General features: G+C 74.2%; 21 protein-coding genes. 11 read left to right on the top strand and 10 right to left on the bottom strand.

Annotation, left to right across the window (positions count from 1 at the left end; translation table 11 throughout):
* Positions 1 to 61: 61 nt before the first annotated feature.
* Both ACH4D3_RS22230 and fxsA read left to right on the top strand, forming a co-directional pair.
* Complete coding sequence (locus ACH4D3_RS22230) at positions 62 to 943, top strand: polyprenol monophosphomannose synthase (RefSeq protein WP_398324472.1); 882 nt, start codon at positions 62 to 64, stop codon at positions 941 to 943.
* A 46-nt stretch (positions 944 to 989) separates the two neighbouring features.
* Complete coding sequence (gene fxsA / locus ACH4D3_RS22225) at positions 990 to 1,574, top strand: FxsA family membrane protein (protein WP_398324469.1); 585 nt, start codon at positions 990 to 992, stop codon at positions 1,572 to 1,574.
* A 119-nt stretch (positions 1,575 to 1,693) separates the two neighbouring features.
* Here fxsA and ACH4D3_RS22220 read toward each other — a convergent pair whose 3' ends face one another.
* From ACH4D3_RS22220 to ACH4D3_RS22205, 4 genes are all read right to left on the bottom strand, one after another.
* Positions 1,694 to 2,068, bottom strand: a complete 375-nt coding sequence (locus ACH4D3_RS22220; protein ID WP_003977404.1) for an RNA polymerase-binding protein RbpA — start codon at positions 2,066 to 2,068, stop codon at positions 1,694 to 1,696.
* Between the two features lie 277 nt (positions 2,069 to 2,345).
* Positions 2,346 to 3,701 carry an MFS transporter gene (locus ACH4D3_RS22215; RefSeq protein WP_398324466.1) on the bottom strand — a complete coding sequence of 452 codons (1,356 nt, stop codon included), beginning with the start codon at positions 3,699 to 3,701 and terminating at the stop codon, positions 2,346 to 2,348.
* A 51-nt stretch (positions 3,702 to 3,752) separates the two neighbouring features.
* A complete protein-coding gene (locus ACH4D3_RS22210; protein WP_398324464.1) occupies positions 3,753 to 4,520 on the bottom strand; it encodes a glycerophosphodiester phosphodiesterase in 768 nt (255 codons plus the stop codon).
* A complete protein-coding gene (locus tag ACH4D3_RS22205; protein WP_398324461.1) occupies positions 4,517 to 5,191 on the bottom strand; it encodes a YitT family protein in 675 nt (224 codons plus the stop codon). Before ACH4D3_RS22205 ends, ACH4D3_RS22210 begins: the two co-directional genes overlap by 4 nt.
* A gap of 102 nt (positions 5,192 to 5,293) precedes the next feature.
* Between ACH4D3_RS22205 and ACH4D3_RS22200 the strand changes: the two genes are divergently transcribed.
* A complete protein-coding gene (locus tag ACH4D3_RS22200; RefSeq protein ID WP_388514027.1) occupies positions 5,294 to 6,796 on the top strand; it encodes a PLP-dependent aminotransferase family protein in 1,503 nt (500 codons plus the stop codon).
* Positions 6,797 to 7,053: 257 nt separating this feature from the next.
* Here ACH4D3_RS22200 and ACH4D3_RS22195 read toward each other — a convergent pair whose 3' ends face one another.
* Both ACH4D3_RS22195 and ACH4D3_RS22190 read right to left on the bottom strand, forming a co-directional pair.
* On the bottom strand, positions 7,054 to 8,817 hold the full coding sequence (locus ACH4D3_RS22195; RefSeq protein ID WP_398324458.1) for a hypothetical protein: 1,764 nt from the start codon (positions 8,815 to 8,817) through the stop codon (positions 7,054 to 7,056).
* Positions 8,818 to 8,869: 52 nt separating this feature from the next.
* Entirely contained in the window at positions 8,870 to 9,064 is a 195-nt protein-coding gene (locus ACH4D3_RS22190; protein ID WP_003977410.1) for a hypothetical protein, read from the bottom strand.
* Positions 9,065 to 9,333: 269 nt separating this feature from the next.
* On the opposite strand from ACH4D3_RS22190, the gene ACH4D3_RS22185 reads away from it, so the two are divergent.
* From ACH4D3_RS22185 to ACH4D3_RS22170, 4 genes are all read left to right on the top strand, one after another.
* Positions 9,334 to 9,726: an ankyrin repeat domain-containing protein gene (locus ACH4D3_RS22185; protein ID WP_398324455.1), complete on the top strand. Its 393-nt coding sequence runs from the start codon at positions 9,334 to 9,336 to the stop codon at positions 9,724 to 9,726.
* 334 nt (positions 9,727 to 10,060) lie between these two features.
* Positions 10,061 to 11,479, top strand: coding sequence for a HEAT repeat domain-containing protein (locus tag ACH4D3_RS22180; protein WP_398324453.1), 1,419 nt, complete (start codon positions 10,061 to 10,063; stop codon positions 11,477 to 11,479).
* A gap of 209 nt (positions 11,480 to 11,688) precedes the next feature.
* Positions 11,689 to 12,816, top strand: a complete 1,128-nt coding sequence (locus ACH4D3_RS22175) for a glycosyltransferase family 4 protein (protein WP_398324451.1) — start codon at positions 11,689 to 11,691, stop codon at positions 12,814 to 12,816.
* Complete coding sequence (locus ACH4D3_RS22170; protein ID WP_398324448.1) at positions 12,813 to 13,970, top strand: glycosyltransferase; 1,158 nt, start codon at positions 12,813 to 12,815, stop codon at positions 13,968 to 13,970. The genes ACH4D3_RS22175 and ACH4D3_RS22170 overlap by 4 nt, the downstream gene beginning before the upstream one ends.
* 46 nt (positions 13,971 to 14,016) lie before the next feature.
* Here the strand turns inward: ACH4D3_RS22170 and ACH4D3_RS22165 are convergent, their stop codons facing one another.
* Together ACH4D3_RS22165 and ACH4D3_RS22160 are read right to left on the bottom strand one after the other, a co-directional pair.
* Entirely contained in the window at positions 14,017 to 14,850 is an 834-nt protein-coding gene (locus ACH4D3_RS22165) for a putative hydro-lyase (RefSeq protein ID WP_398324445.1), read from the bottom strand.
* The gene (locus ACH4D3_RS22160) at positions 14,847 to 16,175 is read right to left on the bottom strand and encodes an MFS transporter (protein ID WP_398324443.1); all 1,329 of its coding nucleotides are present in this window, start codon (positions 16,173 to 16,175) and stop codon (positions 14,847 to 14,849) included. Before ACH4D3_RS22160 ends, ACH4D3_RS22165 begins: the two co-directional genes overlap by 4 nt.
* Positions 16,176 to 16,312: 137 nt before the next feature.
* On the opposite strand from ACH4D3_RS22160, the gene ACH4D3_RS22155 reads away from it, so the two are divergent.
* The 4 genes from ACH4D3_RS22155 (at position 16,313) to ACH4D3_RS22140 (ending at position 24,417) form a co-directional block, all read left to right on the top strand.
* Positions 16,313 to 17,008: a GntR family transcriptional regulator gene (locus ACH4D3_RS22155; protein WP_398324440.1), complete on the top strand. Its 696-nt coding sequence runs from the start codon at positions 16,313 to 16,315 to the stop codon at positions 17,006 to 17,008.
* A gap of 135 nt (positions 17,009 to 17,143) precedes the next feature.
* Positions 17,144 to 18,670, top strand: a complete 1,527-nt coding sequence (locus ACH4D3_RS22150) for a hypothetical protein (RefSeq protein WP_398324438.1) — start codon at positions 17,144 to 17,146, stop codon at positions 18,668 to 18,670.
* 91 nt (positions 18,671 to 18,761) lie between these two features.
* Positions 18,762 to 19,643, top strand: a complete 882-nt coding sequence (locus tag ACH4D3_RS22145) for a hypothetical protein (RefSeq protein ID WP_398324435.1) — start codon at positions 18,762 to 18,764, stop codon at positions 19,641 to 19,643.
* A gap of 85 nt (positions 19,644 to 19,728) precedes the next feature.
* Positions 19,729 to 24,417, top strand: a complete 4,689-nt coding sequence (locus ACH4D3_RS22140) for a hypothetical protein (RefSeq protein WP_398324433.1) — start codon at positions 19,729 to 19,731, stop codon at positions 24,415 to 24,417.
* Here the strand turns inward: ACH4D3_RS22140 and ACH4D3_RS22135 are convergent.
* Both ACH4D3_RS22135 and solA read right to left on the bottom strand, forming a co-directional pair.
* Positions 24,414 to 25,544, bottom strand: coding sequence for an aromatic ring-hydroxylating dioxygenase subunit alpha (locus ACH4D3_RS22135; RefSeq protein ID WP_398324430.1), 1,131 nt, complete (start codon positions 25,542 to 25,544; stop codon positions 24,414 to 24,416). The two genes, ACH4D3_RS22140 and ACH4D3_RS22135, sit on opposite strands and share 4 nt — an antisense overlap.
* Positions 25,541 to 26,689, bottom strand: a complete 1,149-nt coding sequence (gene solA, locus ACH4D3_RS22130) for an N-methyl-L-tryptophan oxidase (protein ID WP_398324428.1) — start codon at positions 26,687 to 26,689, stop codon at positions 25,541 to 25,543. Before solA ends, ACH4D3_RS22135 begins: the two co-directional genes overlap by 4 nt.
* Position 26,690: the final 1 nt, after the last annotated feature.

The raw sequence follows: 26,690 nt of genomic DNA, 5'->3' as shown, positions 1-26,690 counted from the left end.
ACGTCGGCGCAGGCCGCGGCGATTATGGTGGTCCTCTGTGTACGGACACGAAGGGGCAGTGGTGAACGACGGCGACGGGACGCCCGCGGCTGCGGGGCGGGAGAGGCGGTTCGGCCCCCTGGGCACGGCCCTGGTGATCATCCCGACCTACAACGAGGCGGAGAACATCAAGGCGATCGTCACGCGCGTGCGCGAGGCCGTCCCCGAGGCACACGTGCTCGTGGCCGACGACAACAGCCCCGACGGCACCGGCGCGCTCGCCGACGAACTGGCGGCCGCGGACGACCACGTCCAGGTCATGCACCGCAAGGGCAAGGAAGGGCTCGGCGCCGCCTACCTCGCCGGCTTCCGCTGGGGCCTGGAGCACGGCTACGGCGTGCTGATCGAGATGGACGCCGACGGCTCCCACCAGCCCGAGGAACTGCCCCGCCTGCTGACCGCCCTCAAGGGTGCCGACCTCGTCCTCGGCTCGCGCTGGGTGCCCGGCGGCCGGGTGGTGAACTGGCCCAAGTCCCGCGAGATCATCTCGCGCGGCGGCAGCATGTACTCGAGAATCGCGCTCGATCTGCCGCTGCGCGACATCACCGGCGGCTACCGCGCCTTCCGCCGCGAGACCCTGGAGGGGCTCGGCCTGGAGGAGGTCGCCTCCCAGGGGTACTGCTTCCAGGTCGACCTCGCCCGCCGGGCGATCAAGGCCGGTTACCACGTCGTGGAGGTGCCGATCACGTTCGTCGAGCGGGAACTCGGCGACTCCAAGATGAGCCGCGACATCCTGGTGGAGGCCCTGTGGCGGGTCACCACGTGGGGCGTGGGGGAGAGGGTCGGCAAGGTGCTCGGCCGCGACAGGCAGTCCGGCACGGCGGCCGACGGGCAGACGGCTGCGAGCGACAGGCCGGCGGACTCCCTCGACGAGCCGGCGAAGGCGTCCGACGCCAAGGCCTGACCGCCCTCTTATGCCGCACTGAGCCGGGGCCAGGCACACTGGGAGTATGACGACTGGCGCCCAGACCCCCAGGTCCTCCGCCCGGCCTCCGCGCTCCCGGCTGCGCACCTTCCTGCCGCTGGGCGCCGCCGCCTGGCTCGTGCTGGAGATCTGGCTGCTGACCGTGGTCGCGGGGGCGTCCAGCGGCTTCATGGTCTTCCTGCTCCTGGTCGCCGGTGTCGTCCTCGGCTCCATGGTCATCAAGGCGGCGGGCCGCCGGGCCTTCCGCAACCTCACCGAGACGCTCAACCAGCAGCAGTCGGCCATGCGGGCGGGCGTGCCGCCCGAGGCCCGCCCGAACAGCGAGGGCAACGGCCTGATGATGCTGGGCGGGCTGCTGCTGATCCTGCCCGGCCTGATCTCGGACGTGCTCGGCCTGCTCATGCTGCTGCCCCCGGTGCAGAAGGGCGTCAGCCGCTATGCCCAGCGGACGGTGGAGCGCAAGCTCCGCGACGCCGGGCCCGGCACCCTGGGCGACGCCTTCCGCCAGGCCCGGATGCACCAGCCGGACGGCAAGGTGGTCCAGGGCGAGGTCATACGGGACGACCCGGACGACACGCCGCAGGACCCGCGCCCTCCGCTGACGCGCTGAGCGCGCGGTCCGGGCTCGGGGGCTCGGGGTCTCGGCAGGGCAAAACCGCGGGTGCCGTACATGAAGCTCATGTACGGCACCCGCGGTTTTTGTTCGGTTGTGTCGCCTACGGTTTCCCGCTACGCACTCTTGCGGCTGTCTCGCGGATGGACCGCGATGTTCATCGCGCCGGAGCGCAGAACGGCCAGCCGCTCCTCAAGGACCTCTTCGAGCTCCTCGCGGGTGCGTCGCTCCATCAGCATGTCCCAGTGCGTACGCGCGGGCTTGGCCTTCTTCTCCTCAGGGCCGTCACCGTCAACCAGGAGTGCCTGGGCCCCGCAGACCTTGCACTCCCACTCCGGCGGGATCTCCGCCTCGACCGAGAAGGGCATCTCGAATCGATGCCCCTTCTCGCATGCGTACTCCACGGCCTGGCGCGGGGCCAGGTCGATGCCGCGGTCCGTCTCGTAGCTGGTCACCACGAGGCGCGTGCCGCGAAGAGCTCGCTCACTCATGAATCGTGCCTCCCGGGCTTGTCGCCCACAGGACAGGTGTCGCTGTCGTCGTCATCCGGTCAACGTCCGGGCGGCGGTAAAGATTCCCGTCCCGACTCCCGATCCGGGCCCTGCGTCGCCGTCGCAGCCGCAGCCTTGCAACCAGTGCAGTACCCGCCGACGTCCGGTTTGTCACCTCTGCTGGCAGATGTGACATAGCGATTCGGCACCTTTGACGCGCAGTAACGGTACGCCTGGCAGGCCAAACGCGTACACTACAGCCCTTTCGCGCCGAGCGCTAAATCCTTTCGGGCACCGGGTTGCCCGCGTCGCCGATCGCCCGCCGCACCGGGACCCGCGCGAGCAGCACGAACCCGATGACGAAGAAGGCCACCAGCGAGATGATGGCGTCCCGGTAGCTGCCGGTCAGCTGGTAGGTCAGCCCGAAGAGCAGCGGCCCGAGCCAGCTCATCCCGCGGTCGCTCAGCTCGTACGCCGAGAAGTACTCGGCCTCCTTGCCCGGCGGGACCAGGTGGGAGAACAGGGAGCGGGACAGCGCCTGGCTGCCGCCCAGGACGAGCCCGATCCCGGCGGCCAGCACGAAGAACCACCCCGGCGCCCCGGCCGGCAGGAAGTACCCGGCCGCCAGGGTCACCGTCCAGGCGACCAGCGACCCGAGGATCGTGCGTTTGGCCCCGTACCTCCGGGCCAGCCGGCCGAGCGCCAGCGCGCCCGCCACCGCCAGCACCTGGACCAGCAGCACCGCGACGATGAGCGTGGACTGCCCGAGGTCCAGTTCCTCGGAGCCGTAGACCGAGGCCTGGGAGATCACCGTCTGGATGCCGTCGTTGTAGACCAGGTAGGCCAGCAGGAAGGCCAGCGTCAGCGGGCGGCGGCGCATGTCGCGGACGGTCGCCGCGAGCTGCCGGAACCCGGGCAGCGCGGCCTCCCGGGCCACCGCGCGCCGGTCGCGCAGCCGCCGCAGCGGAATGAGCGCGAAGGCGCCCCACCACAGTCCCGCCGACGCCAGGCAGATGCGGACCGCCGCGCTCTCGCTCAGTCCGAAGGAGTCGTGGCCGGTGTAGAGGACCAGATTGACGATCAGGACCAGGGAGCCGGCCGCGTAGCCGAAGGCCCAGCCGCGGGAGGAGACCGCGTCGCGCTCCTCGGGCGGGGCGATCTGGGGCAGATAGGAGTTGTAGAGCATCATCGCGACCGACTGCGCCGCGTTGGCGACGACCAGGAGCAGACCGCCCAGCAGATAGCGGTCGCCGCCGAGGAAGAACATGCCGGTCGTCGCCGCGGCGCCGGTGTAGGCGGCGGCGGCCAGCAGCGGCTTCTTGCGTCCCGAGCGGTCGGCCGCCGCGCCCACCAGGGGCATCAACAGCACCGCCACGATCACCGACAGCGACACCGAGTACGCGAAGAACGACCCGGCGCGCACCGGTATGCCCAGCGGGTGGACGTACCCCTCCGCGTCCGCCGCCGACTCCGCGACCGAGGTGAGATAGGGCCCCAGGAACACGGTGAGCACGGTCGTCGAGTAGACGGAGCACGCCCAGTCGTAGAAGTACCAGCCACGCTGCTCGCGCCGCCGTTCGGCCGCCGGGTCGGCCCCGTCCGCCGCATCCGTCCGCAGGGTGTCGGTGCCCACCGTGCCCTCGCTTCCCCGTGAACGCGCCGTCCCCGGGGCGCGGCCGGGGGCTCATACCCAGGCGCCGCGGTCCTCCATGACCTTGCGCAGTGTGTCGATGTGATCGGTCATGATGCCATCCACTCCCAGGTCCAGAAGCCGGTGCATGCGGTCCGGATCGTTCACCGTCCAGACGTGCACCCGCAGCCCGCGCGCGTGTGCGGCCCGCAGGAAGCGGTGATCCACCACCGGGATGCCGGACTGCGTCTCGGGAACCTGCGCGGCCACCGCCGAGCGGCGCGGCGCGACCGGCACGCCCCAGGAGCGCAGCCGCAGACCGAGGACGCCGCGGGTGCCGTACGAGGTGGCCAGGCGCGGGCCGGCCAGCCGCTGGGCGCGGACCACGCGCGCCTCGGAGAACGAGCCGACGCAGATCCGGTCCCAGGCGTTGTGCCGGCCGATCAGCTCCAGGAGCGGCTCCAGCGCGGGCTCCGCCTTCACGTCGATGTTCCAGCGCACCCCGGGGAAGGTCTCCAGGAGCTCCTCGAAGAGCGGCACCGGTTCCTCGCCCGCCACGCGCGCGTGGCGCACGTTCTCCCACGGCAGGTCGGCGATCCTCCCGGCCCCGTCCGTCACCCGGTCCAGGGTCGCGTCGTGGAAGGCGACCAGCTTCCCGTCCCGCGTGGCGTGCACGTCGGTCTCGATGTACCGGTAGCCCGCCCCGACCGCGCGGCGGAACTGCCGCAGCGTGTTCTCCAGGCCGTCGGCCGCCCCGCCCCGGTGGGCGAAGGCGATGGGTCCCGGATGGTCGAGGTAGGGGTGGCGTATCGGGGTGGTCACCGACGCAGTATCGCGCGCCGGGGTTGACCCGCGGCAACCACCGTGCTGCCGTCCGGTTCCGACGGCACGGCGAACGCGCGCAGGAACACCTGGGCGAGCGGGCCGATCGACACGGCGTAGAGCAGGGTGCCGAGGCCCACCGTGCCGCCGAGCGCGAAGCCCGTCACCACGACCGTGATCTCGACGGCGGTCCGCACCAGACGCACCGAGAGCCCGGTGCGCCGGTTCAGCCCCGTCATCAGGCCGTCCCGCGGGCCAGGACCGAACCGTGCGGCGATATACAGGCCGGTCGCCGCGCCGTTCAGGACGATGCCCGCCACCATCGCGGCGATCCGCAGCGTCCAGCCGTGGGCGTCCGGCACGAGGCTCAGCGTGGCGTCCATCGCGGCGCCGATGACCAGCACGTTGGAGACCGTGCCGAGGCCCGGCCGCTGGCGCAGCGGGATCCACAGCAGCAGGACCGCCGCGCCCACGACGGTCAGCACCACGCCCATCGACAGCCCGGTGTGCTCCGCGAGGCCCTGGTGCAGCACGTTCCACGGTTCGAGGCCGAGCCCGGACCTGACCAGCAGCGCCGAACTCGCTCCGTACAGGACGAGACCGCCGTAGAGCTGGGTCAGCCGCCGCGCGAGCCGTCCGGACTGCCTGGTCTGCCTGGACTGCCTGGACAAGAAGTGCCCCCTGGGGTGGTGGTAGTGGCCTGCCACATGACACCCTGTGGCTTGGGAAAGAGAGTCAACCATGGCCAATTCGGGGAAGGTGGACTGATTTTCATGGCGCAGTGGACCTCGGCCGTGGGGGCGGGGCAGCTCGCGCGGCTGCTGGGCTCGCAGCAGGACCGTCCGGCCGGGCCCGGCACGCGCCGCCCGCCGGCCTACCGCGCGCTCGCCGACGGCATCCGGCTGCTAGTGCTGGAGGGCCGCGTCCCGGTCGCCGCCCGGCTGCCCGCCGAACGCGAACTGGCCCTCGCCCTGACCGTCAGCCGCACCACCGTCGCCGCCGCCTACGAGGCGCTGCGTGCCGAGGGCTTCCTGGAGTCCCGGCGGGGGGCGGGCAGCTGGACCGCGGTCCCGGCCGGCAACCCGCTGCCGGCCCGCGGACTCGAGCCGCTGCCCCCCGAGGCGCTCGGTTCGGTGATCGACCTGGGCTGCGCGGCGCTGCCCGCACCCGAGCCCTGGCTCACCCGCGCGGTGCAGGGCGCCCTCGAGGAACTGCCGCCGTACGCGCACACCCACGGCGACTACCCGGCCGGACTGCCCGCGCTGCGCGCGATGATCGCCGAGCGCTACACCGCGCGGGGCATCCCCACCATGCCCGAGCAGATCATGGTGACCACGGGGGCGATGGGCGCCATCGACGCCATCTGCCACCTCTTCGGCGGGCGCGGCGAGCGCATCGCCGTGGAGTCCCCGTCCTACGCCAACATCCTCCAGCTGATGCGCGAGGCCGGGGCCAGGCTGGTGCCCGTCGCGATGGCCGAGGGCCTCACCGGCTGGGACGTGGACCGCTGGCGCCAGGTGCTGCGCGACGCCGCGCCCCGGATCGCCTATGTGGTCGCCGACTTCCACAACCCCACCGGCGCGCTCGCCGACGACGACCAGCGGCGACGGCTGGTCGACGCGGCCCGCTCGGCGGGGACGGTGCTCGTCGCCGACGAGACGATGAGCGAGCTGTGGCTGGACGACGACGTCGAGATGCCGCGCCCCGTGTGCGCCTTCGACCCGGCCGGGTCCACCGTGATCACCGTCGGCTCCGCGAGCAAGGCCTTCTGGGCCGGGATGCGCATCGGCTGGGTCCGCGCCGCGCCCGACGTGATCCGCAGCCTGGTCGCCGCGCGGGCGTACGCCGACCTGGGCACACCGGTGCTGGAGCAGCTCGCCGTGAACTGGCTGTTCAGCACCGGCGGCTGGGAGCAGGCCGTGACGGTGCGGCGCGAGCAGGCCCGGCAGAACCGGGACGAGCTGGTGGCGGCGGTGCGCCGGGAGCTGCCCGACTGGGAGTTCGAGGTGCCCCGCGGTGGGCTCACCCTCTGGGTGCGCACCGGGGGCCTGTCGGGATCCCGGCTCGCCGAGGCGGGGGAACGGGTGGGCGTCCGCGTCCCGTCCGGGCCGCGCTTCGGGGTCGACGGTGCCTTCGAGGGGTACGTCCGGCTGCCGTTCACGGTCGGCGGCGCGGTGGCCGAGGAGGCGGCGGTACGACTGGCCGCGGCGGCCCGGCTGGTGGAGAGCGGCGGCGTCGGGGGCGGCGGTGAGGCACCGCGGACGTTCGTGGCCTGAGGCCCGGTCCGACGGGGCCGCCGGGGGCGCCTGCGCCCGCGAAGCCCCCGTGGGCGGAGTCCCCGTCCGTTCGCCCGCCTGCCCGTGCCGGGGACGGCGGGCGTTGTGCCGCGCCGGCGGCGGCCGACGATGCGGCCACCGGTCCGCGAGGCGGGTGGGGCACGGACGGGTGACGGACGCGCGTGAGGGCCGGGGCCGACGGCGTCCGGTGGGTGCGGCCGGGACGGGCGGTGGGGTGCGTCGTCCCGGCCGGGGTGTCAGGAGGTCTCCGCCGCGACCGCGTCGGCGGGAACCGTCTCAGCGGGCGCGGGTTCGGCCGGCGTCCCGGCCGTCGCCTTCTCCGCCGTCACGGGGGCCGGTTCCGCCGCCGCGGTCGCCTCCGGCTCGCTCGCCACCACGCGGACCGGGGCGTCCTTCTTCTCCATGGTGACGGCCTTCACCTTCGCCTCGGCCCCCGCTTCCACCTCCGCCCCGGCCTCCGGGGGCAGGGGTGCCTGCTCCCCGTCCGCCGGTGTCGTGCGCGGGGGGAGCAGGTCGAGCACCGCCTGCCGGTGGGCCTCGCTCGTCGCGTCGTCGTAGGGGTCCGGGGTGGCCGGGACCTGGAGGCGGTGCACCGGGCCGGTGCCGAGGCGGGCGTATCCGCGGCCGGGCGGGACCTGGTCGAGCGGAGTGGTGTGCGGGGGCGCGCCCAGCGCGTTCGCCAGCTCGTCCGCGGTGGCCGGGCCGAGCACGACACGCGCGCGCGTGTGCTGCCGTACGGCGTCGGTGAGGCTGTCGAGGGCGTCGAGCTGGTCGGCGACGACCACCGTCACGTTCGCCGCCCGGCCGTGCCGCAGGGGGACCTGGAGCAGGGTCTGCGGGTCGCGGCGCCCGCCCGTGTCGGCGAGGTGCGTGAACGCGGTCGGACGGTCCAGGAAGACCCACAGGGGCCGCCGGGTGTCCTCCGGTGCCGCCAGGCCCTGCTGACGGGCCCGGTTCACGGCGATCAGCCGCCGCTCCGTCTCCGCGGCGGCCCACTCCAGGCTGGTCAGCGCGCCGGTGAGGCCGCACTCCACGGCCAGGACGCCGTCCCGGCCGACCAGGCAGGCGTACTCCCCGGTGCCCCCGCCGTCCACGATCAGCAGGTCGCCGTGGTGCAGCGCCTGGAGGGCGACCGAGCGCAGCAGGGTGGACGTTCCGGTGCCGGGCTGCCCCAGGACCAGCAGATGGGGCTCGGTCGAACGGATGCCGGTGCGCCACACGACCGGCGGCACGTCCCGCTGCTCCAGGCCGTGGGTGAGCGGGAGCGTGCGCTGGACGCGCGTCGGGTCGGTGAGGCCGAGGACGGTCTCGCCGGGCGCCGTCACGAAACGCTGGGCCGCGATGTCGGTGGGGAGCGCCGCGAGCACGTCGACGGAGAGGTGGTTGGCCTCCTCGTCCCAGGTGAAGCGGTACTCCCGGCCCCGGCCGGACTTCGCGGTGAGCAGGTGCTCGATCCGGGCCCGGGACTCCGCCTCCCCGTCGGTGAAGTAGGCGGGGTAGCGGATCACCAGGTGGGCGACGCGCCCGTCCTCGTCGAACTCGTGGGCGGGGAACGCCTTCTCCCACCCGCCGCCGTGGGCGTACAGGGGGTCGGGGTCCTCCGCGATCGAGAAGTACGGGACCAGCGCCTCGTAGAGCGACTGCAGGCGCCTGGTCCGGGTGTCGTCGGTGCCCTCGGACGCCGCCGGGGTGCGTTCCCTGCCCTGCCAGGCTGCCGCCGCCATCAGGACGATGACGGCGAGCAGCGGGCCGTACGGCACGAGCGCCACGACCAGGACCACCGAGGCCACCAGGAACAGCAGCGCGCCGCGCCGGTCCTTGGGGGTCTCGGTCCATCTGCGCCGCGCGGCCGCGGCCAGTCGGCGCAGACCGCGGGCGATCGTGATCAGCGGCTGGAGGACGTCGGTGGCGCTGTCGGCCGCCGTCCGGGCCAGCTCCCGGCTCCGGGCGAGCTGTGCGCCGCCGTTGCTCAGAATGCGGGGGAGGGGCCGCCGGGCCACTGCTGCCTCCTGGAGGTGCGTACGTGCGGATGTCGGGCGGGGGAGCGGGTCGTCAGAACTTGATGCCGCCGAGGAGGCCCGCCAGGCTCTCGCCGCCCGCCTTGATGCTCGGGGCGATGGCCGTACTCGCGAGATAGAACCCGAACAGTACGGCGACCAGCGCGTGCGAGGCCTTGAGGCCGTCCTTGCGGAAGAAGATGAAGACGACGATGCCGAGCAGGACCACGCCTGAGATCGAGAGGATCATGTGAGTTCTCCTGGTTCACGGGGACAGTCACCATGAGTACTTCCAGGCTCACAGCATGTATCCATACGATAAAAGGTGCAAATGGGGGAAATTCGACTGAATTACCCCACGTGGCGGAGCGGTCCTTGGGCCGCTCGGGTGTGCCGCGAGCCAGTACCCTGGCGTTTCACCCGCACGGCCACACCGCTCGTGGCCGTGCGTACCCGTTGTCCCCGGCGTTCGTCGGACCCGTACGAGCGTCACGCAGGTAGTGAGAGGTGGTCCGCCCGATGAGTGAAGCCCCCGACCCCGAGGTCGTGGAGCTGGCGACCAAGATCTTCGATCTGGCCCGGCAGGGGCGGACCGAGGAGCTGGTGGCGTACGTGGACGCCGGTGTCCCGGCCGACCTCACCAACGACCGCGGCGACTCCCTCGTCATGCTCGCCGCCTACCACGGCCACGCCGACGCGGTCCGCGCGCTGCTGACCCGTGGCGCCGACGCCGACCGTGTCAACGACCGGGGTCAGACGCCGCTCGCCGGAGCCGCCTTCAAGGGTGAGACCGACGTGACCAAGGCGCTGCTGGAGTCGGGCGCGGACCCGGCGGCGGGCACCCCGTCGGCCGTCGACACGGCCCGGATGTTCGCCCGGACGGACCTGCTGGAGCTGTTCGACGCCCGGTGACCGGGCGGTGGAGAGGGTCCTGTCCGGACCTGCTCCACATTTTCTGACCAGGGAAAACACTGGAAACGGGGGAGGCGGTACAGGGCCGCCGAAATTTCGGTCGCGGCAGATGTGACCGCCGGGCCATCATGACGACGTGGTTCACGGACGTGATGGCTGGGCAGGTGTTGCCGCACCGCGCGGGCCGTGACTCGGCCCGCAAGGGCCACCGACGAGAGGCAGAGGAACATGGTCTTCAGCAAGCAAGAGACGGCGGGCGCTCCGACGTGTTGGCGCACGGCCAGGTAACGCGTGCTCCCCGGTTGCGTCGACGCTTGATGTGAGGCTGTTTCCCATGTTCGATCCGGTCATAGCGCCCAGCGGTACGCTGCTCGGCCTGCTTCAGCGGGGTCGCGGCGACGGCACGCTGCACGCGCTCACCGCTCCGCGCGCCGAAGCGCTCGCGGCGCTGAACCACTGTGTGCTCCACGACCCCCGCCACGACTGGCAGGTCGAGAACCGCTCCCTCTACTACGCCCGCCTCTACCTCGACCTGAACGGCGAGCTGGACGCGATCGAGGCGCACCTCTTCGACCCCGAGGACGTCCTGGACGCCGACGAGTCGCGCACCGGGCTGGCCCTCGCCGTCCTCGGCCACCTCGCCTCCTACGGCAGGCTGGACGCGCTCCAGCTGCTGCGCCGGTACGCCGCCCACGGCGTCAACTGGGCGTGGGCCCTGGACGAGCTGGCGCTGCGCGACGACGACGCGGGACTGCGCGCCCTCGCCGCGCCCGTCCTGGCCCGCTTCCCGCGCGACGCCGAGGGCGAGGCCGAACTGGCCGCCGCGGTGCGGGACGCCTTCGAGCCCAGGCCCTGGCGCCTGTGGGCCGAGGACCCCCGGGAGCCGATCGCCACGCGCGTGCGTGCCGCCCAGGAGACGGGCTGCTTCGACCGCTGGCAACGCCAGATGAACTCCTCCGGGCCGCGCCCCGGCTGGAGCGTGCGAGCCGTCTTCGAGTGGGCCGAGCAGGGCGTCGAGCGCGGCACCCCGCTCCATGTGCCGGCCGCCCGCTGCCTCACGGCCGTCGCCGGGCCCGAGGACCGGCCCGAGATCGTCGAGGCCGCGCGGTCGGGCACCGAGGGCGCCCGCTGCACCGCCCTGCGCTATCTCGCCGACAGCAACGATCCGGACGTCCTCGACCTGATCGACGGCGCCGTGGCGACGGGCTCGACCCCCGTCGTGGAGGCCGCCGTCGCCACGTACGAGCGCATGCGCAGCCTCGCCGCCGTCGACCGGGCCCGCGGCTGGGTGCACCGGCCCGACGCCCTGGGGGCCGCCGCCGGACGGGTGCTCGCCTGCCGGGGCGCCGCCCAGGACCGCGATCTCGTGCTCGCCGCGCTGCGGGAGGCGGTACGCGGCGAAGGCCCCGACGCGCCGACCCTGTGGACCCTCGTCGACGGCACCGGACGGCTCGGCATCGCCTGCGCCGCGCCCGTACTGCGCCACATCTACCGCGAAACCGCCTCCTCCCACCTGCGCGGCCGGGCCGCCCGCGCGCTGGCCGCCACGGATCCGTCCTTCGCGGCGGGCTTCGCCATCGAGTGCCTGTGGGACTGCGAGGAGACCACCCGCGAACTGGCCGCGCGGCACGCCGAGACCGGCGACAACCGCGTCGTCGAACGGCTGCGCAGGCTCGCCACCGACCCGGCCGAGGAGGACGAGGTCCAGACGGCGGTACGCAGCCGCTTCGGACCGGACGCGCCCACCGTGTGAGAGCCCCGGCACCCGGCGCGGCGGAGAACCGCGCACACCGTGCGGCCCGAGCCCGGGGCCGCGCCGGGTGAACGGGGGACGGACCGCGGCTCAGCCGGGCGTGGCCGTGGCCCGGCCCGCCGGCTGGGCGGGGCAACGCTCACGGGACGTTCCCCGGCCGGAAAGATCGACGTTGACGCGAGCACGTCCAGTCCGGCGACAACACCGGTATGCGTGTCGTCATCGTGACCGAGTCCTTTCCCCCCGATGTCAACGGCGTCGCCCACTGCGCGCTCCAGACCGCCCGGCACCTCGTGGACCGCGGTCACGACTGCGTCGTCGTCGCACCGGCCACCTCCGCCGCCGCCGAGGCGGACCCGCAGGCTCCGTGCCGCGTCGTCCGGATCCCCTCCCTCCCGCTCCCCGGCTACCCGCAGGTCCGCGTCGCCCTGCCCAGCCGGCGGGTCGCCGCCGCGATCGCCGAGCACCGCGCCGACCTCGTGCACCTGGCGGGGCCCTTCGTCCTCGGCGTCCGGGGCATGGCCGCCGCCGCCCGGCTCGGTGTCCCGGCCGTGGCCGTCTACCAGACCGACCTCGCCGGCTACGCCCGTACGTACATGGGGGCGGGCGAGGCGGCCGCCTGGCGGCGCATCCGCTCCGTGCACGCCGCCGCCGACCTCACCCTCGCCCCGTCCAGCGCCGCCCTGCGCGACCTCGAGGCACACGGAGTGCCCCGGGTGGGCCTGTGGCCGCGCGGAGTGGACACCGAACGTTTCCGGCCCGACCGGCGGGACCCGGCGCTGCGTCGCGCACTCGCCCCGAACGGCGAACCGGTCGTCGGCTACGTCGGCCGCCTCGCCCCGGAGAAACAGGTGGAGCTGCTGTCCGGCGTCTGCGCCCTGGACGGCGTGCGCGTCGTGGTCGTCGGCGACGGACCCAGCCGCCCCGGCCTCGGGCAGACGCTGCCCGGCGCGCTCTTCCTCGGCCGCCGCACCGGCGACGAACTCGCCCGGATCTTCGCCTCACTGGACGTCTTCGTGCACACCGGCCCCTTCGAGACGTTCTGCCAGACCGTGCAGGAGGCCATGGCGAGCGGCGTGCCCGTCGTCGCGCCGGCGGCGGGCGGACCGCTGGACCTCGTGGCCCACGGTCGCACCGGGCTGCTCGTGCCGCCGCGCGACGCCGCCGCCGTGCGGGACGCCGTGTGGTCCCTGTCCGCGGACCCCGGACTGCGGGGCGCCTACGGCGGCGCCGGGAGGGCCACCGTGGAGGGACGGACCTGGGCGGCCGTCGGCGACCGGCTGATCGGGCACTACACCGACGTGCTCGCCTCCCGGAAGACGGTGCTGGCGGCATGAGCGCGCTGCGGATCGTCCGGCTCGCCAACTTCGTCACACCCGCGTCCGGCGGCCTGCGCACCGCGCTGCGCGAACTGGGCAAGGGATACCGCGCGGCCGGACACGATCCCGTGCTCGTCGTCCCCGGCCGGCACGCCGACGACCGGGAGACCGAGCAGGGCCGGGTGATCACGCTCCCGGGGCCGCCGCTGCCGGGCACCGGCGGATACCGCGTCCTGACCGACCGGAGGCGCGTGGCGGTCCTGCTGGAGGAGCTGGCCCCCGACCGCCTGGAGGTGTCCGACCGCACCACCCTGCGCTGGACCGGCAGGTGGGCCCGGCGGGCCCGGGTACCCGCCGTGATGGTCTCCCACGAGACCGCCGACGGCGTGCTGCGCACCTGGGGCCTGCCCGAGGGCGCGGCCCGGCGCACCGCCGACGCCCTCAACGTCCGAACGGCGCACGCCTACGCGCGCGTGGTGTGCACCACGGAGTTCGCCGAACGGGAGTTCGTCCGTGTCGGCGCCCGCAACGTGGTACGCGCCCCGCTCGGCGTCGACCTCACCGGCCGCGGCCCCGAGCTGCGCGACCCGGGGCTGCGGGCACGGCACGCGCGCGGGGACGAGACGCTGCTGGTGATGTGCTCCCGGCTGTCCGTGGAGAAGCGGCCCGGTACGGCACTCGACGCGCTGGCGGAGCTCCGGCGGCGCGGCGGGCGGATGGTGCTGGTGGTGGCCGGGGACGGCCCGCTGCGCCCGCGACTCGAACAGCGGGCGCGGTCCCTGGGGCTGCCGGTGGCCTTCCTCGGCCACGTCGCCGACCCCGGGCTGCTCGGCGCCCTCCAGGCGTCCGCCGACGTGTGTCTGGCCCCCGGCCCCGCCGAGACCTTCGGGCTCGCCGCCCTGGAGGCCATGGCGTGCGGCACGCCCGTGGTGGCGAGCGCGTCCTCGGCGCTGCCGGAGGTGATCGGCGCCGCCGGTGCCGTCGCCGCCGACAGCGGGGACGCCTTCGCGGACGCCGTGGAACTGCTCCTGGCACGCCGGGAGCGGGACCGTCGGGAGGCGGCACGCGCGCGGGCCGAGTGCTTCGGCTGGAACACGGCCGTCGAGGCGTTCCTGGCCGCGCACGAGGCGACCCTCCCGACGGGTCCCGTGCTGCCGGAGGCCGCGCCGTGAGACCCGCCCGCCCAGTGGGGCCCGAGCCGCCTCGTGGCACCGGGGATCACGCCACGCGGTACTGCTCGTCACGGGCGTCGGTGAGGAACATCTGCCCCGGCGCGTGGGTGAGCGCGAAGGGCGGCCGCGAGGCCATGACCGCCGCCTGCGGAGTCACGCCGCAGGCCCAGAACACCGGGATGTCGTCCGGCTCGCGGTCCACCGCCTCGCCGAAGTCGGGCAGGTCCAGGTCGTCGATGCCGAGCGCCGACGGGTCCCCGCAGTGCACGGGGCTGCCGTGCACCGCCGGGAGAAGGCTGCTCTCGTGGATCGCCGCCGACAGGTGCGCGGGCGGCACCGGGCGCATGGAGACCACCATCGGCCCGCGCAGCCGCCCGGCCGGACGGCACGCGCGCGAGGTGACGTACATCGGGACGTTGCGGCCCTGCTCGACGTGGCGGATCGGGACACCGGCCGAGGCCAGCGCCCACTCGAAGGTGAAACTGCACCCGATCAGGAACGTCACCAGGTCGTCCCGCCAGTGCGCGCGCACGTCCGACGGCTCGTCCACCAGCTCGCCGTCCCGCCACACCCGGTAGCGCGGCAGATCGGTGCGCAGGTCGGCGCCGTCGGCGAGCACCGTGGTCCAGGACCCGGCGTCGGTGACGTCGAGCACCGGGCAGGGCTGCGGGTTGCGGGTGCAGAACAGCAGCATGTCGTAGGCCCAGTCGGCGGGCACGGAGATCAGGTTGGCCTGGGTGTGGCCGGCGGCGACTCCGGCCGTGGGGCCGGTCAGCCCCTTCCGGAAGCGGGCGCGGGCCGTCTTCGGGGTCCACGCGTGTGCGTGCTCGTCGACGAGGGCGAGCGGCCGGTCCCCGGTCGCGGGGTGCGGACGGTTCATGCCAGTTCCCTTCCTCGCGTCTCCGGCAGCCCCAGCAGGGCCAGTGCCGCGATGCCGTAGCCGATGGCGCCGAAGACCAGTGCGCCGCCCACGCCCCAGCTGTCGGCGAGGAAGCCGACCGTGGTGGGGAAGACGGCGCCCACGGCGCGTCCGGTGTTGTACGTGAAGCCCTGGCCCGCGCCCCGCACGGCCGTCGGGTACAGCTCGCTCAGATACGAACCGAACCCGCTGAAGATGGCCGACATGCAGAAGCCGAGCGGGAAGCCCAGCACCAGGAGCAGGGTGTCGGCGCCGCTGGGGATGTTCGCGTACGCCAGGATGCAGACCGCCGACAGCAGCGCGAAGAGCCAGATGTTGCGCCTGCGGCCCAGCACGTCGGTGAGCACACCGCCGGTGAGGTAGCCCAGGAAGGCGCCCGAGATGAGGAACGTCAGGTAGCCGCCGGTGCCGACGACCGACAGGTCGCGCTCGTCCTTCAGATAGGTCGGTACCCAGGTGGCGAGGGTGTAGTAGCCGCCCTGGACGCCGGTGGACAGCAGGCTCGCGAAGAGCGTGACGCGCAACAGCCCCGGTGAGTCCGCCGTGCCCGGCTTGAAGATCGCCGCGAACGAACCCTTGCCGGCTCCCTTCTCCCGGGCCTCGGCGGCCCGCGGCGCGTCCTGGACGCTGCGCCGCACCCACACCACGAGCAGCGCGGGCAGCGCACCCGTCCAGAACATGACACGCCAGGCCAGGTCGTCCCCGGCCAGCGAGAAGACCAGCGTGTACACGAGCACCGCGAGGGCCCAGCCCACGGCCCAGGAGCTCTGGATCGCGCCCAGCGTGCGCCCGCGGTGCCTGGGGCTCGCGTACTCGGCGACCAGGATGGCGCCGACCGCCCACTCGCCGCCGAAGCCGAGGCCCTGGAGGGCGCGGAAGACGAGGAGCGTCTCGTAGTTGGGTGCGAAGCCGCAGGCCACCGTGAACACGGCGTAGGTGATCACGGTGAGCAGCAGCGCCCTGACCCGGCCGACCCGGTCCGCCAGCACACCCGCGAGCGCGCCGCCGATCGCCGAGACGACCAGCGTGACCGTGGTGAGCAGCCCGGTCTGACCGCTGTCCAGGCCGAAGTACGCGGCCAGCGCGACCATGGTCAGGGGCAGCGTGAAGTAGTCGTAGGAATCGAGGGCGTAGCCGCCGAACGCGCCGCCGAAGGCGCGGCGGCCCCGCGGGCCGAGGGCGCGCAGCCAGCCGAACGGGCCCTCTTGCGGGGCGTGTTCGGGCGTGCCCGGGGGGCGAGTGCCGGAGGGGAGGGTCCGAGGGGAAGGGGGCGGGGGAGTGCTCATGGTGCACCTCGCAGGGGGAGGACGGAGGGTGCCGGTCGAGCGGTACAGCGACGGTACTTGGGCACCGTAGGGGATCGTTCAACGATCCCTCAATACCCCTGTTGTTTCGTTCTGGTATCTGCGATTGAATTCCGGGCATGGCAGAGCAGTTGACGGGACTGGCCGACGACCGCGCCCTCCTCGGGCGCACCAGCACCGCCGAGCGGGTCTCGGACATCCTCAGGAGCCGGATAGCCGAGGGCTACTTCCCGCCCGGGACCCGCTTGTCCGAGGACAGCATCGGCGGCGCCCTCGGCGTCTCCCGCAACACCCTGCGCGAGTCGTTCCGCCTGCTCACGCACGAACGGCTCCTGGTCCACGAGCTGAACCGGGGCGTCTTCGTCCGGGTCCTCACCGTCGAGGACGTCGAGGACATCTACCGCACCCGCTCCCTCGTGGAATGCGCCGTCGTCCGCGGCCTCGGCGAGCCGCCGTACCCCCTGGACGGGCTCGCCGAGGCCGTCGAGGACGGACGGCGGTCGGCCCGCGAAGGTGACTGGAAAGCCGTCGGTACGGCCAACATCCACTTCCACCGGGAACTGGTGGCCCTCGCCGGCAGCGAACGCACCGACGAGCTGATGCGCAGCGTCTTCGCCGAACTGCGCCTGGCCTTCCACGTCGTGGACGACCCCCGGCGCCTGCACGAGCCGTACATCGCCCGGAACGCGGAGATCCTCGCCACCCTGGAGAGCGGCGAGCGGGAGACGGCGGCGCGGTTGCTCGCGGTCTACCTGGAGAACTCGCTGAAGCGCGTCGTGGAGGTCTACCTGCGCCGGGTCGGGGACGAGGGCTAGCCGCGGGCGGCACGGCTTGCACGGCTGCACGCCTGCACGGCTGCACCTTCGGTACGGCGGTCGGCCACGGTGCCGGCCGGGGGCCCATCTGCGTCGTTTGGGTCGATGTCAGACGGAGGACCTAGTCTGTGCACCGTGACTTCGCCTGCATCGACGGACAGCGTTCCGCCCCAGCTCAGCGCGGGGCCGCGCCCCGCCCCGGGCCCGGCCGCCGACGAGGGGCTGGCGCGGCGGCTGCGCGCGCTCGCCTGCACGGCGCCGCTGCACGACCTCGACGCACGCAAGGCCAACCTCGCCGGTGAGTACTCGGTGTACGGCATGGCGGAGGTCGCCCTCGCCGCCATCGACCTCGTCACGCTCAACATGGACTTCGACACCGGCGCCGACCACGACCAGATAGTGGCCAGGCTGATCCCGCGCGTCGCCGCCCAGGCCCCGCACCGCCCCGCCGCCGAGCACGAACGGGTGGCCCGCTGGGTCCTGGAGAACCTGATCAACGTCGGCAGCGTCGACCGCGGCTTCCGCGCGGTGTACGGCACCTTCGGGCCCGACGGCACCTACGTCCGCCGCGACTACGACTTCAAACTGCTCGAAGAGGTCCCCGGCCCCGGCGGCACCGTCTACCTGCGCACCACCGACGAGGCGGTCAACGTCCTCGTCGGCGCCCTGGACACCGACGTCACCAGCGCCCAGATCGCCGCCGAGGTCAAGCTCGAGGTGCTGATCAGCCGCGGCCGTCTCGCCGACGCCCAGCTTGCCGCCGAACAGGCCAGGTACCGGACCGTCCAGTACTCGGAGACCCTGCGCCGCGCCCTGGACGCCACCCGGCGCAACGTCCGCGCGGTGGACTGGCTCAGTGCCGTCCCCGACATGATCGCCGAGGCCCTGGACCACGTCGCCGACCGGTACCGGCACGAGAACGCGATCCTCACCAACATCCGCAAGGCCCGCGACGAGACCGAGGACGCCGAGCACAAGCGGCGCGCCGCCGAGCTGGTCGACATCGTCAAGGACTGCATCCGCCGCCACACCCAGCTCCAGTCCCGCCTCCTGGAGGCCGGCCCGCTCTTCCGCGCCGAACAGGACCGGCAGGCCTTCGCCACCCCGCCGACCACCTCCGGCCTCGACCTGTACGGCCATCTCGTCGCCCCCGTGCTGCCGTTGCCCGTGGAGCGGGCGCTGCGCGTCACCGACGCCTTCTTCACCCGCGGCACCGGCCTGCGCACGCCCGTCTCCGTCCGGGTCGGCGACCTCGTCGACATACTCCTCACCCCACCGGTGGAGCGGGAGCACCTGGGCGCCGAGATGCCGGAGCCCGACCTGATCGCCACCCCGGACGACAGCCGCTTCAGCGAGGAGCAGCTCGGCGCGGCCATGGAGCTGCTCGACCTGCCGCACGACGCCCCGCGCCGGCTGTCGGGGCTGCTGGCCGACGCCCGCGCCCGCGACGCCGAACTGCCGTACCTCGTCGCGCTGCTGGCCGTCCACGCGGCCAGCCCGCCGGTCGGCACCGCCTACCGGCAGGGGGAGCCGAAGCTGCTGTTCGCCGTGGACGACGGCACCGAGCTGGACGACCCCGAGTTCGGCGGCGCCGACCTCATCGTCGGCACGGCACTGCTGGACGCGGCGGGAATGGCGGCGGACCGGACGGAGGCGGCATGACCGGCCCGCACCGCCGCTCCGGCCACCACCTCCCCCACCCCCTGGCCCACCACCGCGGCACAGCGCGACAGCACAGCGAGGAGCACCGACCGTGACCGAGTACGTCGACCGGAGCGAACCGGAGGCGGGTGCCGCACCGGCCACGGCGGCCGTCACGCCCGCCGACGCCGCCGACGCGGCGCGGCTCGTCGCGTTCGGCCTGCAGCCCAAGCTGCTGCCCGCCCGCGACCAGGAGTACGCCGATCTGCTGCGCCGCTACCGCGAGGATCCGCCCTTCGCACGGCTCGCCGACGCCGTGGCGGCGGGCCTGGGGCTGATCGTCCTGGAGGTGTCCCCGCGCGCGGGGATGGCCGTGACCGCCGCCGAGGACTCGGTGTTCGCCGTCCGCATGGGCGACTACGCGCGCCGGGCCGCCACCGACTCCGGCGACCGCTTCCTGCACGGCCTCGCCCACCTCGCCGTGGCCGCCATGGCCTACCCGCGCCCCGAGGACCTCGCCGACGACGGCTACATCGGCCGCGTCACGGTCAACGGCGTGGACGCCTTCGTCCGCCAGGCCTGCCGCAGACTCGAGGAGCGGGCCGAGCGGCAGGGCGAGAACACCGACCCGGCCACCGACGCCCCGGGCCTGGAGGCCGCCTGGCGGATCTGGGTCCGGCGCAGCGCGACCGGCGCCACCAAGGACGCGCGCAGACTCCCCGGCTCCACCACCGGCATCGTCGGCAAGGCCGCCGCGTTCCTCACCGAATCCGGCTTCCTCCAGCGCACCGGCGACGACCACGGCGGCACCTACCGGACGACGGCCCGCTACCAGCTCCAGGTGCGGGACATGGCGGGCAGCGCCGCCCTGACCGAGCTGCTCGACCTGGGCGTCGTCCCGGTCACCGACGGCACGGCGACGCTGCTGCCCGCCGAGGAGAGCGACGACCTGGAGCTGGTCGCCGACGCCGGCCTGCCCTTCCACTCCTCCTGACCCGCGCCCCACCGAACAACCACCCGTCCGAACAACCGCACCCGTCCCACCGTCCCCGACGTCCGAAGACTTACGAGAGTCCGCCATGTACGAGCTGTCCCGGGTCCGCCTCTACTCCATCGGACCCGCCGGTGCGCGCTACGCCGACACCGTGCTTGACCTGCGCGGTGTGGGCCGGCCCGTGCCCGACCCCGCCCCCACGCAGGCGGAGTTCTTCGAGGAGGAGCCCGTCGGCCCGCCGCGCCGGCCCGCGCCCGCAGGCGTGCTCTTCCTGGAGAACGGCGGCGGCAAGTCCGTGCTCCTCAAACTGATCTTCTCGGTGATGCTGCCGGGCCACCGCAACACCCTGGGCGGCGCCAGCTCCGGCGTGCTGCGCAAGTTCCTGCTCGCCGACGACTGCGGCCACGTGGCGCTGGAATGGCAGCACGTGCAGACCGGCGAGTGCGTCGTCGTCGGCAAGGTCAGCGAGTGGCGCGGGCGGCAGGTCTCGGGCGACCCGCGGAAGTTCGCCGAGGCCTGGTACTCCTTCCGGCCGGGACCCGGACTGACCCTGGACAACCTGCCGGTCGCCGAGGCCACCGCCGTCCGCCCGCCCGTCGAGGGCGCCTCCGGCGCGCAGGGCAGGCGGCGCACCATGAAGGGCTTCCGGGACGCGCTCACCGAGGCCGGCAAGGCCTACCCGCACCTGGAGGTGCACTGGGAGGAGATCCACGACCGCTGGATCGAGCACCTCGGCGACCTCGGACTCGACCCCGAACTCTTCCGCTACCAACGCGAGATGAACGCGGACGAGGGCGAGGCCGCCGGCCTCTTCGCGGTCAAGAAGGACTCCGACTTCACCGACCTGCTGCTGCGGGCCGTCACCGACACCCGCGACACCGACGGCCTGGCCGACCTGGTCGGCGGCTTCGGCAACAAGCTGGGCCGACGCGCCGAGCTGATCGCCGAACGGGACTTCACCGCCGGATCCGTCGACCTCCTGGGCCGGATCGTCGAGGCCGCCGAAGCACGCACCCGCGCGCGTGACATCCACGCCGCCGCCGAACGCCGCACCAGGAACCTGGCCCGGCGGCTCACCGCCCGCGGCGCCCAGGAGCGGGTACGGGCCTCGGACCTCGCCCAGCGGGTCACGGCCGCCGCGTACGCCGTCACGCACGCCGAGTCCGCCCGGGACCGCAGCGCCCTCATCGCCGCCGAACTCGCCTACCGGCACGCCTCGCTGGCCCTGACCGGCGCCGAGAAGGCCGCCGCCGCGCAGAAGCGCGAACTGGCCGAGGCCCGCACCCTGCACTCCGCCTGGCAGGCCGCCGAGGCCGTCCTGCGCCACCGCGCCGCCGCCGACCGGGTCGCCCGCGTGTCCGCGGCCATCCAGGAGGCCGAGCGGGACGCCGCCCCGGCGCTCGCCGCCCGCGCCAAGGCCGCCGTCGGCCTCGTCCGCGCCCTGCACGCGGCGGCCGGAAAGGCCGAGCACCACGCCAACGAGGAGGAGGCGAGGTCCGCCGCCCTCCAGGAGGTCAGCGACGCCGCCCACCGGGACTCCACCAACGCCGCCACCGAGGCGCAGCGCGCCCGCAGCGAGGCCGGACACCTGCGCCAGCGCCTCACCGAGGTCGAGCAGGAGACCGCCGAGGCCGTCCGCGCGGGCTGGCTGGACGACAGCGCGCCCGACGCCGACCCCGCCCGCGCCGCCCTCGCGGCCAGCGACGCGGAGAAGACGGCCGTCGCCGCCTGGGACACCGCCCGCGAGACGGCCCGCCGGGCCACCGAGCACGCGCGCGAGGCCGCCGCCGCGGAGAGCCGCGGCGAACTGACCGCGGCCCGCGCGGCGGACGCCGCCACCGCGGCCGAGCGCGCCCACGAGGCCGAGCGGCGCACCGCCGAGGCGCTGGCGGCCGAGGAGCGGCTCGCCGAGCTGCTCGGCCTGGCCGCCGGGGCCCGCCCCGGCATCCCGCAGCCCCGCCGGGACGCGGACCGCGACCACCGTGCCGCCGCCCCCACCGCGGCGGACGGCGCCCTAACCCCCGAGGAGCTCGACCGCTTCGCCGACGAGCTGCGCGAACTGCTCGACGACACCGTCTCCTCCGCCGAGCGCCAGCTGTTCGACCTGCGCACCGCCGCCGCCGACGACTCCCGCATCCTCGGCGCGCTCGGCGACGGCGGACTGCTGCCGCCGGGGCCGGACGTGCTGGCCACCGTCGAGTTCCTCGGCGAGCACGGCATCCCCGCCCTGCCCGGCTGGCGCTACCTCGCCCAGGCCGTCGACCCCGGCGACCACGCGCGCGTGCTGGCCGCCCGCCCCGAGCTGGTCGACGGCGTGATCATCACCGACCCGGACTCGCACACCCGCGCCCGCGAGGTCCTCGGCGACGCGGCCCTGCTGCCGCGCTCCGCCGTCGCCGTGGGCACCGCCGCCGCCCTCCTCGCACCCACCCCGGCCCCCGAGTCCGGCACCGGCGACGTCTTCCTCGTACCGCCGAACCCGGCCATGCACGACGAGCAGGCCGCCGACGAGGAGCGGCACGCGCTGCGCGCGCGGGCGGGCGAGCGGGACGAGGAGATCCGCGCCCTGGCCGCCCGGCTCGGCAAGGACCGTGAGCTGGCGGCCCGGCTCGCCTCCTGGCGCACCGGCTGCCCCGCCGGACGCCTCGCCGAGCTGGCCCGGACCGCCGAGGAGGCCCGCGCCTTCGCCGAGGAGACCGAGGCCGAGCTGACCGAGGCCCGCACCCTGCGCGCCGAGGCGGACGAGAGCGCCGCCGAGGCCGTCCACCTGCGGGACGAGCGGCAGGAGGCCGCGCAGAAGGCCCGCCGCGCCGCCGACGCCCTCGCCGGGCTCGCCTTCCGGCTGCGCGAACGCGCCGGCTGGCAGGTCAGACTCCGTGAACTGGCCGACGAGGGCGCCGAGTCCGAGGCCCGCGCCCAGGCCTGCCTGGAGCGGGCCCGCGCCGCCGACGAGGACCGGCGCGCCGCCCAGCGGGCGGCCGACGACGCCCGCCGCACCGCCCGCGCGCTGCGCGCCGAGCGCTCCGAGATCGCCGGCGCCCCCGACGACGTACCCGAAGAGGCACCCGGGGACGGCGCCGAGGCGCCGAAGGCGTCCCTGCCCGACCTCCGCGAGGCCTACCGCGCCGCCTCCCAGGTGTACGAGAAGGTCGGCGTCGGCGCCGACCTGCGCGCCGAACAGGCCCGCGCGGAGAGCGACGAGAGCGCCGCCCGCGCGGACCTCGACCGGCTCAGCAACAAGGTACGCACCCGCGCCGCACAGCTCCTGGAGTCGCCCGACGGCTCCGACGGGCCCTCCCGGCAGGCCGCCGCCGCCCGCGCGGAGGAGCTGGTGCAGCTCCTGGAAACACGCATGTCGAGCGCGAGCGAACAGCTCGGCCGACTGCGCGGCGAGGCCGAACGGCACGCGCCCGAGGACGGCGACACCCACACCGACCTCCCCGAGGAGCTCCTGCCGCGCGACGCCGAGCACGCCCAGAGCCTGCTGCGCACGGCGACCGCCGAACTCGCCACCTGCACCGAGGCCCTGGCCCAGGCCCGCGAGGCCCACGCCGAACTGCTCGACGCGCACCGCGCCGCCGAGGACGCGGCCGGCGGCTTCGACGAGATCGCCGCCATGCTCCGCGACCTGCTGCGCGAACACGCGCCCGAGGAGGAGCCGGAGGAGCCCGAGCCCTACCCGGGCGACCTGGAGGAGGCCCGCAGGGCCGCCGCCGAGGCCCGCCGTTCGCTGCGCGGCTGCGCCGCCGACCTGTCCGCGGCCGAGGCCGCCGTGCGCGAGGCGAGCGACGTCCTCGTCCGGCACGCCAACTCCACCCGCTACGAGCAGGTCCGCACCCCCGCCCGCCAGCAAATCCGCGAACTGCCCGCCGCCGCGCTGCCCGAGCACGCCGCCAAGTGGGCGGACGCCTTCGCGCCCCGGCTCCGCGTCCTCACCGACGAGCTGGCCCAGCTGGAGCGCAACCGCGACTCGATCGTGGACCGGCTGCGCGGCCTGGTCGAGTCCGCGCTGGCCACCCTCCGCTCCGCCCAGCGGCTGTCCCGGCTGCCGGAGGGCCTGGGCGAGTGGTCCGGGCAGGAGTTCCTGCGGATCCGCTTCGAGGAGCCCGACCAGGCCACCCTCACCGAGCGGCTCGGCGAGGTCGTCGACGAGGCCACCCGCGCGGCCGTGAAGAAGAACTCCGACCTGCGCCGCGACGGCATGTCCCTGCTGCTGCGCGGCGTCGGCGCCGCCCTGCAGCCCAAGGGCGTCGCCGTCGAGATCCTCAAGCCCGACGCCGTACTGCGCGCCGAACGCGTCCCCGTCGGCCAGATGGGCGACGTCTTCTCCGGCGGCCAGCTGCTCACCGCCGCCATCGCCCTGTACTGCACGATGGCCGCGCTGCGCAGCAACGACCGGGGCCGCGACCGGCACCGCCACGCCGGCACCCTGTTCCTCGACAACCCCATCGGCCGCGCCAACGCCACCTACCTGCTGGAGCTCCAGCGGGCCGTCTCCGACGCGCTCGGCGTCCAGCTCCTGTACACCACCGGCCTGTTCGACACGACCGCGCTGGCCGAGTTCCCGCTGGTCATCCGGCTGCGCAACGACGCCGACCTCCGGGCGGGACTGAAGTACATCAGCGTGGAGGAGCACCTCAGGCCCGGCCTGCCGCAGCCGACGCCCGCCGCCGAGGGGGAGGGCGAGGCGGTGCACAGCGAGATCACCGCGACCCGCATGTTCAAGCGTCCGGCCCAGCTCCCCGCCCAGCCCTCCGCCCAGTCACCGGCCTAGGACGGCCGCGAGCCGAGCCGGCCGAGCAGCCAGTCGTGGAAGATCCCGATGTGGTGCTCGGTCGGCACCAGCACCCCGCCCGTGCGGTAGGCCCGGGACGCCATGGCCGGCTGGGTCCGCTCGCAGGCCGCGAAGTCCTGGGTGTTGACCCGGTGGAACAGCTCGACCGACTTCGACAGGTCGGCCCCCGACGCCACGACCTCGGGCGCGTACAGCCAGTCGCACTCGACCACCGTGCGGTCCTCGGCCAGCGGGAACATGCGGTGCAGGATCACATGGTCCGGCACGAGGTTCAAGAAGACCGTCGGCCGCACGGTGACCGCGTAGTACCGGCGGTCCTGGCCGTCCGACACCTCGGGCAGCCTGCCGAAGCCCGCGCTGCCGTCGACCGTGAAGCCCGCCACGCCCTCGCCGAACTCGGCGCCGTGCCCCACGTAGTACTGCGCCGCGTAGCCGTCGGCGAACTCGGGCAGGACGTCGGTGAGTTCCGGGTGGATGGTCGCGCAGTGGTAGCACTCCATGAAGTTCTCGACGATCAGCTTCCAGTTGGCCCGCACGTCGTAGCGGACGCGCCGGCCGAGCGCGAGCCGCTCGGTCCCGTACCGCTCGACGGCGGCCGGATCGCCGAGCCGTTCGACCACCGCCCCGCACACCGTGTCCTCGAACGAGGGCGGCTCCTCGGCCAGGCACACCCAGGCGTAGCCGAGCCACTCGCGCAGGGCCACCTCGACCAGGCCGTACGCCGACCGGTCGACGTCCGTCATCTTCGGCAGGTCGGGCGCGGCGACCAGCCTGCCGTCGAGGTCGTACGTCCACGCGTGGTACGGGCACTGGAGGGTGCGGCGCACCTCGCCGGACTCCTCCAGGCACAGCCGGGCGCCGCGGTGCCGGCAGATGTTGAGGAAGGCGCGCAGGTCGCCGGTGCGGGTCCGGGTGACGATCACGTTCTCGCGGCCGACCTGCACGGTGCGGAAGGCGCCGGGACGTTCGAGGTCGGCGCCGCGCACGGCGCAGAACCACAGCGCCTCGAAGACGTGCCGCTGCTCCTCGCGGAAGACCTCCGGGTCGGTGTAGTAGCGGCCCGGCAGCGTCGGGACGAGGCTGGGGGGCGGGGGAGTCGTCGTCACGTGCGTACTCCTCGGGCGGGGTCGAAGAGGCCGATGGGGTGCGCGGTGGTGCCGGTCAGGGCCAGGTCGGCGAGGATCTCCCCGACCACGGGCACGAACTTGAAGCCGTGCCCGGAGAAGCCGCACGCCACCGTGACCGAGTCGGGGTGCGCCGGGTGGCGGGCGATGACGAAGTGCTCGTCGGGCGTGGTGGTGTACATGCAGGTCGCGGCCTTGCGGAAGGTGCCGGGCAGGTCGGGGATGCGGCCGGACATGTGGTCGGCCATGGCCCGGATCTCGTGCTCGTGCACGGTGCGGTCGATCGTCTCGGGGGTCGTGGCCCGCCCCTTGCGGAAGAAGGCGACCTTGGCTCCGTCGTCGGGGCCGTCGATGGCCGGGAAGCCGTAGACCTGGACGCCGGCCGCGTCCTCCCAGACGTAGATCGGATGGTTCGCGGGCCGGAAGGGCTCGATGCCGCCGCGCGGCTGGAACCAGTACATGACCTGCCGCTCGACCGTGAACGGCACCCCGAGGTCGGCGAGCAGCCGCGGCGCCCACGCTCCCGGGCAGACCACCAGGTGGGAAGCGGTGTAGGTGTTCTCGGCGGTGTGCACCCGCACGCCGTCCCGGTACGGCTCCCAGCGGGTGGCCGGCTCGTCGAAGTGCAGGTCGGCGCCCTGCCGGGTGGCGAGCTGGAGATGGGCGGCCACGGTGTTCTCGGGGCGGAGCAGCCCGGCCCGGGCCTCGTACAGGGCGACCTCGTCGTCACCGGGCGCGAGCGTCGGGAAGCGGCGGCGGATCTCCCGGGCGTCCAGCATCTCGTACGGCAGGTCCCACTCGCGGGCCGAGCGCAGCGAGCCGGAGACGGTCCACGCGTCGGGGCGGCCGATCATCAGCCCGCCGCAGAGCAGGGCGATGTCCCGGCCGGTGGCCCGTTCCAGGTCCTCGTACAGCTCGTAGGCGCGCAGCAGCAGCGGGACGTACGCCGGGTCCTCGAAGTACGACTGCCGGGTGATCCGCGAACCGCCGTGGCTGGAGCCCCGGTTGTGCACCGGGCCGAACCGCTCCAGGCCCAGGACGCGCACGCCCCGCGCGGAGAGGTGGTGGGCGGCGGCGCTGCCCATGCCGCCGAGACCGATGACGATCACGTCGTAGGTGGGGGACAAC

This window comes from Streptomyces sp. NPDC018026, from assembly GCF_044327745.1.
Lineage (GTDB): Bacteria > Actinomycetota > Actinomycetes > Streptomycetales > Streptomycetaceae > Streptomyces > Streptomyces rubrogriseus.
The sequence above is the reverse complement of the archived record's forward strand: the minus strand, read 5'-3'. Positions and strand labels throughout refer to the sequence as shown.

Coding starts and splice junctions, on each gene's coding strand:
- ACH4D3_RS22140 (WP_398324433.1), top strand. CDS start 19,729: ATGTACGAGCTGTCCCGGGTCCGCCTCTACTCCATCGGACCCGCCGGT.
- ACH4D3_RS22190 (WP_003977410.1), bottom strand. CDS start 9,064: ATGATCCTCTCGATCTCAGGCGTGGTCCTGCTCGGCATCGTCGTCTTC.
- ACH4D3_RS22180 (WP_398324453.1), top strand. CDS start 10,061: ATGTTCGATCCGGTCATAGCGCCCAGCGGTACGCTGCTCGGCCTGCTT.
- ACH4D3_RS22220 (WP_003977404.1), bottom strand. CDS start 2,068: ATGAGTGAGCGAGCTCTTCGCGGCACGCGCCTCGTGGTGACCAGCTAC.
- fxsA (WP_398324469.1), top strand. CDS start 990: ATGACGACTGGCGCCCAGACCCCCAGGTCCTCCGCCCGGCCTCCGCGC.
- ACH4D3_RS22160 (WP_398324443.1), bottom strand. CDS start 16,175: ATGAGCACTCCCCCGCCCCCTTCCCCTCGGACCCTCCCCTCCGGCACT.
- ACH4D3_RS22175 (WP_398324451.1), top strand. CDS start 11,689: ATGCGTGTCGTCATCGTGACCGAGTCCTTTCCCCCCGATGTCAACGGC.
- ACH4D3_RS22185 (WP_398324455.1), top strand. CDS start 9,334: ATGAGTGAAGCCCCCGACCCCGAGGTCGTGGAGCTGGCGACCAAGATC.
- ACH4D3_RS22200 (WP_388514027.1), top strand. CDS start 5,294: ATGGCGCAGTGGACCTCGGCCGTGGGGGCGGGGCAGCTCGCGCGGCTG.
- ACH4D3_RS22165 (WP_398324445.1), bottom strand. CDS start 14,850: ATGAACCGTCCGCACCCCGCGACCGGGGACCGGCCGCTCGCCCTCGTC.
- ACH4D3_RS22155 (WP_398324440.1), top strand. CDS start 16,313: ATGGCAGAGCAGTTGACGGGACTGGCCGACGACCGCGCCCTCCTCGGG.
- ACH4D3_RS22170 (WP_398324448.1), top strand. CDS start 12,813: ATGAGCGCGCTGCGGATCGTCCGGCTCGCCAACTTCGTCACACCCGCG.